This window comes from Exiguobacterium sp. s163 (assembly GCF_018617135.1).
Taxonomy (GTDB): Bacteria; Bacillota; Bacilli; order Exiguobacteriales; family Exiguobacteriaceae; genus Exiguobacterium; species Exiguobacterium profundum.
In genome coordinates, this window is the sequence record NZ_JACSJN010000002.1 from 109,102 (window position 1) to 124,426 (window position 15,325).

Sequence of the window (15,325 nt, forward strand, 5' to 3'; positions counted from 1 at the left end):
GAGGTGAGACACGATGAGCCGATTCGTACGTAATAAAAAGCTCATCATCACGCTAATTGTACTGATCTTGTTTTTCGTCATTTTAGGTGTTTCGATTCGAGGACGATCGGAATCAGCCTGGTACCAAGATGTCACGCGTGATGTGGTCGGCACGTTCCAGCGAGTGTTCGCGGTACCAATCGGGTGGATGGACTCAACGGTCTCGTCCATCTCAGATGTCCGCGATATCTACGAAGAGAACCGCCAGCTGAAAGAACATTTGGCGAAGTACGCCGAGGTATCGGTTGAAGCGGATGATTTGCGCCGTGAGAATGAGGAGCTTCGAAAGATGGTCGAAGCAAGAGACGAGTCGTTACGTGACTTCGACCTCATTCCGGCGGAGGTCATCGGTCGGACACCGAACGATTGGCAACGCTACGTCACCATCAACGTCGGTTCAGAACGCGGCGTTGAAAAGGGCATGGCCGTGACCGCAGCGAGCGGGATGGTCGGTCGTGTCATTCAGACGAGTGCTTATACGTCGCAAGTTCAACTGCTCAGCGACAACAACCGGACGAACAACGTCTCGGCTGTGGTCAAAGATGCGGACGGCAAACCGACGTATGGGACGGTTGACGGATTCGACACGGAGACGAATGAATTGTTCTTCACAAAAGTATCGAATAGCGTCAAGCTGAAAGAAGGAGAAATCGTATCGACGTCCGGACTCGGTGGACGTTATCCGGCTGGACTCGTCATCGGTACGATCGAATCGATCGAGACGGATGAATATGGCGTCTCACAAGTCGCCCGGATTAAACCGGAGGCCGACTTCAATGAGTTCTCACAAATGTACGTGATTGATCGGACACTAGACGAACCGTTTTTAACGGGTCCCGAGGAAGGAGGAGCAGCGGGTGAGTAACATGAAAGTGTTCATCGCCCTGTTCCTCCTTTTTCTTATTGAAGGAACATGGGCATCGATTTTTTCTTGGCACTACGCCACGCCGTTTCTTTTGTTGACGTTGATCGGGTTGATGTTTGTCAGTCTGTACGGTCGATGGGAGACGGCACTCGGGTTTGGGCTTGTATTCGGACTGCTGTATGATATCGTCTACACCGACCTGATTGGAATCTATGTATTTACTTTTTCACTCATTCCTCTCTTAGCCAGCTTCGTGTTAAAATATATAGGTGAGAACTTCTTCTCCGTCACCATTACGTTCACGTTTATGATTCTCGTTTTCACCTTTGCGATTTACGGGATCATGGCGGCGATTGGTGGGACGTTGATGACGATTCAAACACTATTGGTTGAACAGATTCCAGGGACGATGCTCGTCAATGCCATCGCCATCGTGATTCTTTATTATCCGATGACGCGTTATGTGACGACACGCCCTGTTGCGAAAAGAGGGTAGCCATGATGGAGCGTAAACGACACATTACGATTAAAGGACATCGCAACGGCATTGCCATTCACTTCAATCCGAAGAGTGGCATCGACGAGGTGCTTACGGACTTAGAAGCGACATTACAAGAAATGGAGCCGCCGTCCGGAAAGATTGCCCTGAAGTTGCACGCGGGTACTCGTTATATTGACGAGGAGCTGTCACGTCAAATTCGTGAGGTCGTCGCTCGTCATGGCGTTTTTTATATTGAAGACTTGTCGAGCGATGTCATGTTGACAGAAGAAGCGAAAGCGACGTACGGCAGAAAGACATTCCACTATCACAGCGGGACGATCCGGAGTGGACAAGTCTTGACGTTTGACGGTTCTGTGCTCGTGATCGGGGATATCAATCCTGGGTCAGAGGTCCGGGCGACAGGAAGTATTTATTGTTTAGGGACGATACGAGGAAATGTGCGCGCCGGTGTCGAAGGATGGGAAGAAGCGGTCATTACCGCGAGCCTGCTCCATCCGAAGTTTTTAGCAATCGGCGAACATGTACTCACAGCCGATGACGAGGAAGAACTTCCTGAGATTGAGATGGGTTGTGCGTATCAGACGAGTGATGGGATTGAGATGACACGTCTCCGCCACGTCATGACGGGTCTGAAAGACGCATATGCAATGGAATTACAGAGAGGGTGAGTGGAATGGAGCAAGTAGTGGAGCCTGTACATACAGAAAAGGAAGTTAAAAACGGCAGAGCCATCGTCGTGACATCAGGAAAAGGGGGCGTCGGCAAGACAACGACGACCGCGAACATCGGGACGGGGCTCGCCTTGTCTGGACACTCGGTCTGTCTCGTCGATACAGATATCGGATTGCGTAACCTCGATATCATTCTCGGTCTCGACAACCGGAGCATTTATAACCTTGTCGATGTCATCACGGGTCAATGTAAGTTGAATCAGGCGCTCGTCCGCGATAAACGCTTCGAGGAGATGTATTTACTCCCGGCCGCACAGTCGAAAGACAAGACGTCAGTGAATCCTGAACAAGTGAAAGAAATCGTTGACCAGTTGAAGACGGAATATGATTTCGTCTTGATTGACTGTCCTGCTGGAATCGAGCAAGGGTTCATGAACGCCATCGCTGGAGCGGATGAGGCGATCGTCGTCACGACACCTGAAAAAGCGGCGGTTCAAGATGCAGACCGAATCATCGGGATGCTCGAACAAGCGGAACACATCGATGCGCCGAAACTGATTGTCAACCGAGTCAAGAACCATCTCGTCGAATCGGGCGACATGCTCGACATCGATGACATCATGCGCATCCTGTCGATCGACTTACTCGGTGTCGTCATCGACGATGAGGAAGTCATCGCAGCCGCGAACCGCGGTGTTCCGGTCACGATGAATCCGGATAACTATGCCGGGCAGGCGTACCGGAACATCACGCGCCGTATTCTTGGCGAATCGGTCCCGCTCATGTCGATTCAGACGGAGACGGCACCGGTCGGCTTCTGGGCACGACTCATGATGAAATTTGGAATGAAAAAAGCGTAAAGGCAACGGAAGTTGCCTTTTTCTGTCGAAAGGAGTGATGCAGATGAAGCTAATCTACGAACGAACACCTTCCATCGAACGGGCGATGCTCGTGGACGGCGAACGATTACTCGAAGTCGAGGAACGGTTTGTCGACCAACTGTCTGTCGGGACCATCGTCGAAGCCGCAATTGAAAGGATCCATCCGTCACTCGGGGCAGCCTTTTTGACGGATGGGGAAACGACATACTTTCTCCCGATCGCAGAGACGCTCCGTGCGCTCGCCTCGTATCCGGAAGTGCCCGCCATCGGGCAAGCGGCAGTCGTCGGAGAAAAGCGACTCGTCCAAGTGACAAAAGAAGGAATCAACGGCAAGCATCATAAAGTGACAGAGAACATTCGATTCGGTGGGCGATATCTTGTGTATTTCCCATTTGGACGTCGTCAACTGTTCAGCCGGAAACTCGACCTCGTCACGCAGGACCGCCTCTCAAAGGCGCTCGACTTAACGGAAGAGGAAGGGGTCTTATTTCGGACGGAAGCCGGACAAGTGGCCCCGGAAGCGTTACAGGAAGAACTGAATCGATTGCGTAACCGTTCGACCATAGTGATCGAGCAACGGTTCGGGCAAGACGAGCTACTATGCGAACAATTCGTGAGACGTCATGCAGTCGAGTCCGTGCTGTTGAATGACAAAGAAGGGCAAACGCGACTCGAACGATTGGATGTCCCCGTGAAACGTCATATCGGAAAAGGGCGGATGCCTGAAGCGAAACGTCTCGATGGAGCCATCGAGAAACTGGAGAGTCGTGCCGTCTGGTTGGATGGTGGGGCGTTCGTCTTGATCGAACAAGTCGAGACGATGACCGTCATCGACGTGAATAGTGGCAAAAATGTCGCCGTCAAAGACAAGGGGCGTGCGGCCGATACCATCAATGAAGCCGCACTCTATTCGATCGTGGAGCAGCTACGCCTGCGAAATATCGGCGGCATGGTCATCATCGATTTCTTACGTGGTTCAAAGGAAGGGCAGACCCGTCTCCTTAAAAAGATGAAAGAACTCGGGGCGCGTGACCCACGACGGGTCGAAGTGTACGGCTTCACACGGATGGGGCTGTTCGAGCTGTCACGGGAACGGACCGGGCGCTCGATTCAAGACCGGATGTTTCATGCCGGCAAGCCTTCAAAATTGGCCATCTTCTCACAGTTTGAACGGTCGCTCCTTGATTTGAATGATCAGTACGAAGCGGTCGTGCTCTCACTCCCTAATAAGTGGCATGACGCTTCTTGGCACGGATTTGACATTGAGGTGCACCTCGTCGAAGGGGAGCCGGAGTTCGTCTTTTATGGGACGTCCGAAGAATGTCAGAATTTCTTATCTCGTCGTTGACAATGATTAATTGAGAATGGTATTATCTATAACGTTAGTTCGTTTGGAAGCACCCAAATGGCTACAACCGCACAGAACGGGTTTTTAAAGGTTTTTGCCCTGCCCAGGATGGCGAGTCTGAGTTTAACAAGGAGGTGCACGTATATGTACGCAATCATCAAAACTGGTGGTAAGCAAATCAAAGTTGAAGCAGGTCAAGAGATCTACATCGAAAAACTCGATGCTGATGTCGAAGGTACTGTAGAATTCGGTGAGGTTCTTTTCGTTGGTGGTGACGATGTTAAAGTCGGCGCTCCACTCGTAGAAGGCGCTAAAGTTGTCGGTACTGTGGTAAAACACGGCCGCGCTAAGAAGATCACTGTCTTCAAAATGAAAGCTAAGAAAAACTACCGTCGTAAGCAAGGTCACCGTCAGCCTTACACGAAAGTTCGCATCGAGAAAATCGAAGCGTAAGCTATGATTCGGGTCAAGGTAAGACGAGACGAGGCGAAGTCGATTCGCTCCGTCGAAGTGACTGGTCATGCCAATTTTGCAGAACCTGGTTCTGACTTGGTGTGCGCCGGTGTTTCAGCCATCATCTTTGGTGCCTATAACGCCGTCGAAACGCTTGCGGGTCAATCGCTTCTTGTAGAAATGGCAGATCAAACAGAGGGTGGTTACTTTTATGTCGAGACGTATCCTGACTTATCACCGCAGGATATGGAACGCACCCAACTGTTATTAGAAGGGATGCTCGTGCAGTTAGACACGATCGCCCAAAGCTACGGTGAATATATCCAAATTGAACAATAGGAGGTGGACCTCATGTTACAATTGAACCTTCAGTTCTTCGCTTCGAAAAAGGGAGTTGGTTCGACTAAAAACGGTCGTGACTCAATTTCGAAACGTCTCGGTGCAAAACGCGCTGACGGACAAACAGTTTCAGCTGGATCAATCCTTTACCGCCAACGCGGTACAAAGATTCACCCAGGTGAAAACGTTGGCCGTGGTGGCGACGACACTTTGTTTGCGAAAGTTGACGGCGTAGTACGCTATGAGCGTCTTGGTCGCGACAAGAAACAAGTGAGCGTTTACCCAGTCGCGTAAGTTGAACGACGCAGAAGACTCTAGCCACTTATTTGGTTAGAGTCTTTTTTTCTAGGAGAGGATCAAATGGATTCAGAACAGACACTCGAGCTCTTATCGACCGTCCGTCACGAATGGATGAATCGGCTTCAATTGATCTCGCTCTACGCGGCTCTCGATCCGACTAAGCTCGAAGAACTTTACGAACGCTATCGGAAACAGGCCGACGAAGAGAGTGCGCTCGTTCGTTTGAACGTGCCACAGACGAGCCTAGTCGTGATTCAAGCGAATTGGGAGGGACGGATGACGTATACGATTTCAACCGACCAACTCGCCATCGATGACGCGCGAGTGGCAGAGATGCTTGTCCGCTTGTTAGACAACACGGATGGGCCGATTCATGTGACGTTCACGGACGGACTGATGGTTCGCGTCACGGGCACTGTCCCGGACGATGTGAAGGCATCAGCCGATGTGTACGAACAGAACGTAGATACCACTACGTTTCACATAAAGGAGGGGAAATAAATGTTTGTCGATCAGGTTAATATTTTTGTAAAAGCTGGAGACGGCGGAAAAGGGATGGTCGCTTTCCGTCGCGAGAAATACGTTCCAGACGGTGGTCCTGCAGGTGGTGACGGTGGTCACGGTGGGGACGTCATCTTTGAAGTAGAAGAAGGATTGCGGACGCTCGTTGATTTCCGTTATTCGAAGAAGTTTATCGCCCATGATGGCGAAAAAGGGATGTCAAAAGGGATGCACGGACGTAAAGCGAAACCGCTCATCGTCAAAGTTCCACCTGGCACGATCGTGTTCGACGCCGAGACGGATACCGTCATCGCGGACTTGACCGAGCACGGTCAACAAGCGACGATCGCGAAAGGTGGTCGTGGTGGTCGCGGGAACTGTCGTTTTGCGACACCTGCCAACCCGGCTCCAGAAATCGCGGAGAACGGGGAACCAGGTCAAGAACGTGAGTTGCGTCTCGAGTTGAAACTCCTCGCAGACGTCGGTCTCGTCGGATTCCCGTCTGTCGGGAAGTCAACGCTTCTCTCGGTCGTCTCGTCGGCGCGCCCGAAAATCGGTGCGTACCACTTCACGACGATTACACCGAACCTCGGTGTCGTCAAGACAGCGGACGACCGTAGTTTCGTCATGGCCGACCTTCCAGGTCTCATCGAAGGAGCGAGCCAAGGCGTTGGTCTCGGTCACCAGTTCCTTCGCCATATCGAACGGACGAAAGTCATCGTTCACATGATCGATATGAGCGGTATGGAAGGACGCGATCCGTTCGAAGACTACACGACGATCAACCGTGAGCTCGAGTCGTACAACTTACGTCTCCTTGAGCGTCCACAAGTCGTCGTGGCGAACAAAATGGATATGCCGGACGCAGCGGAACATCTTGAAGAGTTCAAGAAGAAGGTAGGGGACGACGTCAAAGTCTTCCCGATCTCGGCACTCGCTCAAGACGGTCTTCGCAACTTGTTAATCGAAGTGGCGAACTTTGTCGATACGACACCAGAATTCCCACTCGATGAGCTCGAAGAGAAGACAGCGACGCCTCGTGTCGTGTATCGTTATGAGAAGGAAGAGAAAGGCTATCAAATCCACATCGATGAATACGATCGCTTCGTGATCACGGGACCTCGTATCGAGAAGCTCTTCAAGATGACGAACTTTGACCATGATGAGTCGATCAAACGATTTGCTCGTCAAATGCGTCAAATGGGCGTCGATGACGATCTTCGTAAGTTGGGTGCCGAGGACGGTAGTGTCGTGGCAATCCTCGACTTCGAATTCGAGTTTGTGGAATAAAAAAATTACTTGTTAAGAAGAAACGGAGTGTGAAGCTAACGTGGACCCTGTGCCCTCGTCAAGTATAATTCTATATGTAGTTCTCGTCATGTTGTCAGCGTTTTTCTCATCAGCAGAAACGGCGCTCTCGAGTGTGAACCGGGTCCGGATGATTCGGATGGCAGAGGATGGCGACAAAGCCGCAAAACGTGTCCTCAGTCTCGTCGACCGTTTTGATGATACCCTCTCGACGATTCTCGTCGGGAACAACATCGTCAACATCGGTTCGGCGACGGTGTCGACGGCCATCGCCACATCGATTTTCAGTGGGGGAACCGGTCTTCTCGTGTCAACGTTCGCGACGACGGTCATCATCTTGATTTTTGGTGAGATTTTACCGAAATCGCTCGCGAAAGAGTTTGCGGAGAAGTATTCGCTTCTCATCAGTGGAATCCTTGTGTTCCTCGTTAAAGTCCTCAAACCGGTGACGATGATTTTCACCGGCTTGAAGAAGTTGACGCTGCGGATGATCGGGATGAAAGACAAGGAGCCATCCGTCACCGAAGAAGAGTTGAAAGTGCTCGTCGATATGGGAGAAGAGGAAGGTGTGCTCGGAGAGACGGAAGCAGAGCTCGTCCATAGCGCCTTTGCCTTCAACGATATTACGGTCGATGATGTGCTGACGCCACGAATCGATATTCTGGCCGTCGACATCGACGATTCGCTCGATGAAATCAAAGACACGATTTTCAGTGGTGGACATTCGCGTTTACCGGTCTACAAAGACTCGATCGACAACGTCATCGGTGTCTTGTCAGAACGTGACTTCTTGCGTTCGATGATGAAGGATGAAGTGACGGATGTCCGTTCGCTCATCCGACCGCTCACGTACGTGTCACCGCAGACGAAATTGATTGAACTACTTCCGATTCTCCAGCAGAAACAATCTCACATGGCTGTCGTCCTCGATGAATTCGGGGGCACGGCGGGTCTCATCACGTTAGAAGACATGCTTGAAGAACTCGTCGGCGACATCTGGGATGAGCACGACGAATCCGTCGTCTATCTCAGACGTCTCCGTGAAGGGGTCTATGAGTGTATGGCTGACATGAACGTTGATGAATTCGCGGAAGAGATGGGGATTGCAGAACCAGACGTCGATTCCAACACGATGGGCGGTTGGTTCGTTGAATTGCTCGGCGACATCCCGGAGAAAGGTGCACAAGTCACGTATCAAGACATGACGTTCACCGTTCTCCATGTGGAGAAACGCCGTGTCCGGAAACTGTTAGTGGAGACTGGACAATCTCAGCAAGAAGACATGCAAGAAGCATAAACAAAAGGGATGATTCGCACATGGCGGATCATCCCTTTTTGCGTCATACGGATTGGCGTTCAATGCGCTCAATCAGTTCATATGGCCGTACTTTATAAATGGCGTAAGGCATGTATACGGGATCGATCGCATCGAGGAAGCGCATTTGGAAGTGCTCCCGTTTGATGTAGTCACCCACGTTACTTGCGTCGACTTTATAGAAGCCAACTTCCTGTGTCTCGCCAGCCTGCGGTCTGAGGTCACCGGATACATATTTTGCGCGGAACGTGACACAGAGGACGCGGGAGGACACGTTTTGATAGATTCCCGTGATGCCTTCCACCTCGATTTTCACGCCCGTTTCCTCGTCCACTTCACGATGGATGGCGTCAACGAGTGACTCGTGTTCTTCGACTTGTCCGCCAGGCATCTCGAACGAGTCGTTCCGATGCATGTTTTTGACGAGGAGAACCTCACCCGCTTCATTCGTGATATACGCTGTCACACAGACAATCGCACGTGGTGGCGTATAGTGACCGGTCGGCATCATGAACTCTTCGCTTGACTTGATATACAGCTCTTTTCCAAGGCGAGCCCGCTGTTTCATGGCGTCTCGTCGCAACGTACTGCCACGATAATCCCGCTCGACTTGCTCATAGTGTTCACGGTCCCGATATTCCCATAGTGCCATGACCTCGGACTTGTCTTCGGTCACCCAGCGTCCGACGAGACGGGCGCCATGCGACGCCTGGATCGGGTAAATGTATGTATGGAAAAAGTCGGTGAATTCTTGCAGGCGTTCAGGTCGAATCGTATACGTTTTACGGCGATGGAACATGATGATTCCTCCTTTTTCGTTGTGCGGTGTCCTATATGTGTGACCGCGATTCGCTTACATGGTTCTTATTCGACAGATGTGAGCGTTTCCCTTTCCAACAAAAAAGAATCAGCGCAAGTCACGCTGATTCTTTCACACGTTTTGGTTGCTGACGAACATGTCGAACGACGAGGATAATCCCGACAGCAAGAGCCAAGAAGGGGATGACATCGTCCATGAAGTGGCCGATCATGCGCCAGTTGCTACCAAGCATCATCCCGACATGGATGAAGATGAATGACCAGACGGCGAAAATCAAGGTCGTCACCGACAAAAACTTACGGAACGATAGACGCATCACGCCGGCGCTCACGGCGAATAATTGACGCCAAAACAGGCTGAGACAGACGATCCATGCACCGTATTTCTCAAACCAGCGCTCGGCCCGGAGTTGCTTGTCTTGCCGAATTCGAAAATACCGATACAGTTTAAGCGCGACGGGACGCCCACCATATCGACCGATCCAGTACAGACCGATTTGGCTGAGCGTGAAGGAGACCCACGCCAGTAGGAACGTCAGGAAGAAGGGCGCGTCATGCGAGTCGACGAGGAAGCCGCCGTATGCGAGAACGAGTTCGTTCGGGATGAATTGGACCAAGATACCGATGGGAATGCTGAAGACCCCACAGACGGCGAGTAGATGCTCGAGGACGTTCAAGACGTAGCCCTCCTTTCAAATGATTTCAGGAAAGATGTTCCATCCATCAGTATAACGGACATGACTGAAAAGAAAAAGAAGAGATGTCACATATTCGTGACGTCTCTTCAATCTAATTCGGATACGAGAATCCCGAGGCGGTCCAACTCTTTCACCGCAGCATCGATTGCCTCTTTATGGTCTGATTCGAGCGTATGGATATGGAAACCACCCGTCAACTGGGAGAGTGGGGAAGCCCCATGCGTCTTCACACGTTCGAGGAAGGCACGGACGTCGCGGCGACTCTTCACCATGAGTTGTCCCGTGATGGACCCGTATACAGGATGGTCGATGATGACGTCTTTGATGGTGACCCCTTCATCGACGATGGCGTTCATCTCCGCCTCCATCTCTTCTGCCGTATGACGACAGGCTACCTTTTTCGAATAGGTGGATGGGGTGAGGTCTCCGTGCAAGTAGACGTACCCACGAGCGGTCGCAACGATTTGATGACCTTTCGCTTTTAGTAACGATAGGTCTTGGACGATGACCTGGCGACTGACGGATACATGTCTTGCCAGTTCAGATCCTGTGATCGGCTCATTGCTCGATTCAATCAATTGTAATAGTGTGCGACGGCGTTCTTCACCGGCTAAACGTTTGTTCATGATGTTCGACTCTCCTTGCTAAAATGACGATGGCATCGGCGAGGGCCGATGTGTCTTCGGCGGTCGTATGCGCGCCGAAGGAAATGCGGACGAGTCCATGACAGGCGCTCGTCTCATATCCGAGTGCTTCGAGCATGCGATTTGGTCCATTTTGGCCTGCTCGACAAGCCGACCCAGCCGATACTTGGAACCCGAGATCGTCGAGCTCGGTCATCCACCATTGTCCATCGCGTTGATGGGAGACGAAGGAGAAAATGGCGGGACTTTGTTCGTCGAACTCGAGCCAATGGACATGCGCTGACGTCTTCTCTTTCAAGATAGCACGAAACGCCATGAAATTTCTCTGAAAACGTGTCAATTGTTCCTGCCGTTCTCCGAGTGCTTTGGCAAAGGCACTGATTCCAGGAACGTCAATCGTTCCGGGACGAATCCCGTACTGATGATGCCCCGGATAGTATGGGGGAGGAATCAAACGTTCCATGTAGAGGGCGCCAACCCCTTTCGGTCCACCCACTTTGTGGGCACTGAACGAATAGGCATCGATGCCTTCGACAGAAATCGGAATTTTCCCGAGTGCCTGGACCCCGTCCACATGAAAGAGGATTTTTTTATATTTCAAGAGGCATTGGATGTGATGGAGCGGTAACACCCAACCCGTGTCGGAGTTGACGTGTTGGAGCGTGACGAGCCCGATGTCACGGTCGAGTAGGTGGGTGAACGCATCTAAATCAAACTTCCCGTCCTTCAGTTTCAACCGATGGACGATTACCCCTTCCCGTTCCCATTCTTCAAGTAAGAGGGCGACGGAATCATGCTCATGCCAAGACGTGATCACCTCTTTGCCCTTCATCCGTTTACGTAAACTTGTCAGTGCGATGTAATTGCTCTCCGACCCACTTCCAGTGAATAATAATTTTCCTCGTAACATATCAAGCCCGAGCGCCTGTTTGATCAAGCGTCTTGCCTCTGTCAAATAATCTTCTGCCATATAACCTTGGGTATGGAGTGATGATGGGTTCCCATAAACGTTTTTGGCCATCGCCACGTAATGGTCTAATGCTGCATGCGTCATCGGGTGTGTAGCGGCGTAGTCGAAGTAGCGGTTCATCATGGACTCCCCTTTTCTCATGTTGTCTTCTACACAAAATTATGCGAAACTAGTTTACAAGTCAACATTACATATGAAAAACAGGTGATGTACAAGTGTCTTTACACATAGAGAAAACTGACATTTTGATTATCGGAACGGGACTTGCCGCCGTCGCGACGGCTTTGCATCTACCAACATCATTCTCTGTTCTTCTCGTCTCGAAAGGTGAGATGACAGAGAGCAACTCCGATTTGGCACAAGGCGGGATTGCGAGCGCGTATCTTGAGAAATCGAGTACGGCCCATAAAGAAGACACGTTGCTCGCCTCTAAAAACACATCGTGCGCTGAGCGAGTCGACATTCTCGTAGAAGAAGGTCGTCAAGCGATTGAAGAAATAGAACGATTCGGTGTCCGGTTCGACCGTGAAGAGGGCGGCTATGCCCTCGGACGTGAAGGCGCGCATCGATTGAATCGAATCTTTCATGTCGGTGGCGACGAGACTGGACGTCATGTCATGAGGCAATTGCGTCAGTCGATGCCCGATAACGTGAATGTATTTGAACGGATGCTCGTGCACGATCTCATCACGAAAGACGGGAAAGTCGTCGGTGCGATGGCGTTTCGGGATGAAGTGCCCATTCGAATTGAAGCCGGCGCTGTCGTATTGGCGACAGGTGGCATCGGTGGGCTGATTGATTGGACTTCAAACGCGCGTACCGTGACCGGTGACGGTCTCGTTCTGGCAAATCGATGTGGGGCCAAGCTGACACATTTACAGCGGATCCAATTTCATCCCACCTTACTGGCGACCGACGAGCCTCATCTCGTGACCGAGGCGCTCCGGGGAGCCGGGGCGATGCTCGTTGATGAAGAGGGAAACCATGTGATGGCGCATCATCCGCTCGGAAGTCTCGCTCCTCGTGATGACGTGGCGCGGATACTGACGGAACGAATGGGGACGGTGTATCTCGATACGACAAACGTGACACGGCTTCGTGAACGGTTTCCAAAACTTGCGTTGACATGTGACAAACTCCGGATCGATCCTCGCCGCATTCCGGTACGTCCAGGCCTCCATTTTCATATGGGTGGAATCGAAGTGGACGACATGGGACGGACAGACGTTGACGGATTATATGCCGTCGGTGAAGTGGCGGATGCGGGCATACATGGGATGAATCGTTTGGCCTCGAACTCACTTTTGGAATGTTGGGTGTTTGGAAAACGAGTCGCGCGGGCGGTGCGATTGAATCAGACGACCATGGCGACGAAGGAGACGTTGGTGTACGACATCTCACCTGTGGCATTTCAAGCGTTACGTGCTCAAATTGGAAGATGGTTGACGATTTCACCAAGTCTTGATGAATTGAAAGGTTTCTTACAAAATACCCAAACGTTGACCATGACGAAACACGTGACAAGACAATTAAGTGAACAAACTTTACAACTCGATGCGGCGCGTCTTCTCGCGCAAAGCATCCTCGAAATGGAGCGGAATGATGAATACGATATACCTACGCGAACAGCTACGTCAGTTCTTGATTGAAGATATCGGATATGGGGACCTATCGAGTGCGCTGATTGATGGACAGGACGAGTCGGTCGCAACGATTGTCGCCAAAGAACAGGGCGTTTTCTGTGGAAAACCGATCGTAGAAGAGCTGGCAACCATGCAGCGGCTTGAATTGCTCTCTTGCCAAGAAGACGGGAGAGCGGTGACCACTGGAGACGAACTCGTCGTCTTGAGAGGGAAGACGCGCGCGATTTTAGAGACAGAGCGCGTGCTGTTGAATGTCATCCAACATACGAGTGGGATTGCGACGATGACACGACAGTGCGTGGACGCGTTACACGATGACTCGATTCACGTGACCGATACACGCAAGACGACCCCGGGACTGCGGATGATTGAAAAGTACGCCGTACGTGTCGGAGGGGGATACAATCACCGTCTAAGACTCGATGACGCCGTCATGATCAAAGACAATCATATCGTCGCACTGGGTGGCGTGACGAATGCGATTCAAGTCGCACGGGAACGTGTCGGTCATACGACCCCGATTGAAGTCGAGGTCGAGTCGTTCGAACAACTGATGGAGGCGGTTCAAGCCGATCCGGACATCGTGATGCTTGATAATCGGACGCCAGATGAATTGAGGGACTGGGTCCGTCATATACCGACGCACATCAAAATTGAAGTGTCTGGTGGCATCACGCTCGACACGATTGACGATTATCGAGGCATTCGCATCGATGTCATCTCGCTCGGGCAATTGACTCATTCGGTACGCGCGTTCGATTGCAGTTTGAATTTACAAGGAGGAATGAAAGATGCAACTACTCGGAACACTCCCACCGACGTACGCTAACCTGTCAGTGGAGGAGATGGAGACTCGGATTCAGGCGGTCAAAGACCGACTCGGGACGCGTCTCTTTTTACCGGCCCATCATTATCAAAAAGACGAGGTCGTTCAATTCGCGGACGCGACAGGAGATTCGCTCCAGCTCGCACGGCTCGCAGAACAGATGAGCGAAGCCGAATTCATCGTCTTTTGTGGCGTCCACTTCATGGCAGAGACGGCGGACATGTTGACGCGGGACGACCAGATTGTCGTCTTACCAGATATGCGTGCCGGCTGTTCGATGGCAGACATGGCTGATATCGATCAGACGGAGATTGCTTGGGAAGAACTGACGGAACGATTTGGAGAGGACATCATCCCGATTACATACGTCAATTCAACAGCGGCCATCAAAGCGTTCGTTGGGCGTCACGGCGGGGCGACCGTTACATCGTCGAACGCCCATGAAATCGTCCGGTGGGCGCTTGAGGCAGGTGAACGCATCTTGTTCCTTCCCGATCAACATCTCGGTCGGAACACGGCGTTTGATCTCGGCATCCCACTCGAGGCGATGGCTGTTTGGGATCCGCTCCGTGAAGAATTGGTCGCGGAGGGAGATGATGAGCAAGTGAAAGTCATCTTATGGAAGGGACACTGTTCTGTCCATGAGAAGTTCACGGTATCGCAAATTCAGGCGTTCCGTGAGCGTGAGCCGGATCGTCGCATCATCGTCCATCCGGAATGTACGTTTGACGTTGTCCAGGCTGCGGACGAGGCGGGATCGACATCGTATATCATCGACAAGATTGACGGGAGCGCACCGGGGACGAAGTGGGCGGTCGGAACGGAGATGAACCTCGTCAACCGTCTGGCGGCGACGTACCCACACCTCGATATCGTTTCATTGAACCCGTTCATGTGTCCGTGCCTCACGATGAATCGAATCGACTTGCCACATCTACTGTGGGCGCTCGAGTCGCTCGAGACGGACCCTGTGAACATCATTCGCGTCGATCATGAGACGACAGAGTTCTCGAAACGTGCACTTGAACGAATGCTTGCACGGTAATCGCTTCAGGACAGGTAAACGCCTGTCATGAGACTGTAGACAAAGTATAGGTCTTATGCCCAATCCGGGCACGGCTCGCTTTCCTAGGAGCAAGCAGGGAGCCGCATCGCGACTGCGTCACTGCTGGGTCTCCCTTTGCTTGCTATTCCCTCGGGAGT

At 51.7% G+C, this 15,325-nt stretch carries 18 protein-coding genes and 1 other annotated feature; of the genes, 14 read left to right on the forward strand and 4 right to left on the reverse strand.

Annotated features, from left to right (window positions below):
• Positions 1-13: 13 nt before the first annotated feature.
• The 11 genes from mreC to KNO71_RS07105 all read left to right on the forward strand — a co-directional run bounded on the left by mreC (position 14) and on the right by KNO71_RS07105 (position 8,504).
• Positions 14-904, forward strand: a complete 891-nt coding sequence (mreC, locus tag KNO71_RS07055) for a rod shape-determining protein MreC (protein WP_047795500.1) — start codon at positions 14-16, stop codon at positions 902-904.
• A 1-nt stretch (position 905) separates the two neighbouring features.
• Positions 906-1,400 carry a rod shape-determining protein MreD gene (gene mreD / locus KNO71_RS07060; RefSeq protein ID WP_049759982.1) on the forward strand — a complete coding sequence of 165 codons (495 nt, stop codon included), beginning with the start codon at positions 906-908 and terminating at the stop codon, positions 1,398-1,400.
• A gap of 5 nt (positions 1,401-1,405) precedes the next feature.
• A complete protein-coding gene (locus tag KNO71_RS07065; RefSeq protein ID WP_230872790.1) occupies positions 1,406-2,074 on the forward strand; it encodes a septum site-determining protein MinC in 669 nt (222 codons plus the stop codon).
• A gap of 5 nt (positions 2,075-2,079) precedes the next feature.
• Entirely contained in the window at positions 2,080-2,937 is an 858-nt protein-coding gene (gene minD / locus KNO71_RS07070; RefSeq protein WP_015881151.1) for a septum site-determining protein MinD, read from the forward strand.
• A 43-nt stretch (positions 2,938-2,980) separates the two neighbouring features.
• Positions 2,981-4,306 carry a ribonuclease E/G gene (locus KNO71_RS07075; RefSeq protein ID WP_214687818.1) on the forward strand — a complete coding sequence of 442 codons (1,326 nt, stop codon included), beginning with the start codon at positions 2,981-2,983 and terminating at the stop codon, positions 4,304-4,306.
• Between the two features lie 55 nt (positions 4,307-4,361).
• Positions 4,362-4,435: a sequence feature (ribosomal protein L21 leader region), on the forward strand.
• A 15-nt stretch (positions 4,436-4,450) separates the two neighbouring features.
• On the forward strand, positions 4,451-4,759 hold the full coding sequence (gene rplU / locus KNO71_RS07080) for a 50S ribosomal protein L21 (protein ID WP_015881153.1): 309 nt from the start codon (positions 4,451-4,453) through the stop codon (positions 4,757-4,759).
• A gap of 3 nt (positions 4,760-4,762) precedes the next feature.
• Positions 4,763-5,098: a ribosomal-processing cysteine protease Prp gene (locus tag KNO71_RS07085; RefSeq protein WP_015881154.1), complete on the forward strand. Its 336-nt coding sequence runs from the start codon at positions 4,763-4,765 to the stop codon at positions 5,096-5,098.
• Between the two features lie 12 nt (positions 5,099-5,110).
• The gene (gene rpmA, locus KNO71_RS07090) at positions 5,111-5,392 is read left to right on the forward strand and encodes a 50S ribosomal protein L27 (RefSeq protein WP_015881155.1); all 282 of its coding nucleotides are present in this window, start codon (positions 5,111-5,113) and stop codon (positions 5,390-5,392) included.
• Between the two features lie 66 nt (positions 5,393-5,458).
• Positions 5,459-5,899, forward strand: a complete 441-nt coding sequence (locus tag KNO71_RS07095) for a Spo0B domain-containing protein (RefSeq protein WP_015881156.1) — start codon at positions 5,459-5,461, stop codon at positions 5,897-5,899.
• A complete protein-coding gene (gene obgE, locus KNO71_RS07100; protein WP_015881157.1) occupies positions 5,900-7,189 on the forward strand; it encodes a GTPase ObgE in 1,290 nt (429 codons plus the stop codon).
• 49 nt (positions 7,190-7,238) lie between these two features.
• Entirely contained in the window at positions 7,239-8,504 is a 1,266-nt protein-coding gene (locus KNO71_RS07105; protein ID WP_353047654.1) for a hemolysin family protein, read from the forward strand.
• 43 nt (positions 8,505-8,547) lie between these two features.
• On the opposite strand, the gene KNO71_RS07110 is transcribed toward KNO71_RS07105, so the two are convergent.
• The 4 genes from KNO71_RS07110 to KNO71_RS07125 form a co-directional block, all read right to left on the reverse strand.
• Positions 8,548-9,321, reverse strand: a complete 774-nt coding sequence (locus KNO71_RS07110; protein WP_015881159.1) for an NUDIX domain-containing protein — start codon at positions 9,319-9,321, stop codon at positions 8,548-8,550.
• A gap of 118 nt (positions 9,322-9,439) precedes the next feature.
• Complete coding sequence (locus KNO71_RS07115; protein WP_074037484.1) at positions 9,440-10,018, reverse strand: DedA family protein; 579 nt, start codon at positions 10,016-10,018, stop codon at positions 9,440-9,442.
• A gap of 107 nt (positions 10,019-10,125) precedes the next feature.
• Positions 10,126-10,665 carry a transcription repressor NadR gene (locus KNO71_RS07120; RefSeq protein ID WP_015881161.1) on the reverse strand — a complete coding sequence of 180 codons (540 nt, stop codon included), beginning with the start codon at positions 10,663-10,665 and terminating at the stop codon, positions 10,126-10,128.
• The gene (locus KNO71_RS07125) at positions 10,643-11,773 is read right to left on the reverse strand and encodes a cysteine desulfurase family protein (protein ID WP_214687820.1); all 1,131 of its coding nucleotides are present in this window, start codon (positions 11,771-11,773) and stop codon (positions 10,643-10,645) included. The genes KNO71_RS07120 and KNO71_RS07125 overlap by 23 nt, the downstream gene beginning before the upstream one ends.
• 95 nt (positions 11,774-11,868) lie before the next feature.
• On the opposite strand from KNO71_RS07125, the gene KNO71_RS07130 reads away from it, so the two are divergent.
• Genes KNO71_RS07130 through nadA form a run of 3 tightly spaced genes read left to right on the forward strand, consistent with a single transcriptional unit; the run spans position 11,869 to position 15,167 of the window.
• Positions 11,869-13,302 (forward strand): L-aspartate oxidase, encoded by a 1,434-nt coding sequence (locus KNO71_RS07130; protein ID WP_214687822.1) that lies wholly within the window; start codon positions 11,869-11,871, stop codon positions 13,300-13,302.
• On the forward strand, positions 13,256-14,125 hold the full coding sequence (gene nadC / locus KNO71_RS07135) for a carboxylating nicotinate-nucleotide diphosphorylase (protein ID WP_214687824.1): 870 nt from the start codon (positions 13,256-13,258) through the stop codon (positions 14,123-14,125). The genes KNO71_RS07130 and nadC overlap by 47 nt, the downstream gene beginning before the upstream one ends.
• The gene (gene nadA, locus KNO71_RS07140) at positions 14,088-15,167 is read left to right on the forward strand and encodes a quinolinate synthase NadA (RefSeq protein ID WP_214687826.1); all 1,080 of its coding nucleotides are present in this window, start codon (positions 14,088-14,090) and stop codon (positions 15,165-15,167) included. Before nadC ends, nadA begins: the two co-directional genes overlap by 38 nt.
• The last annotated feature ends 158 nt before the right edge of the window (positions 15,168-15,325 follow it).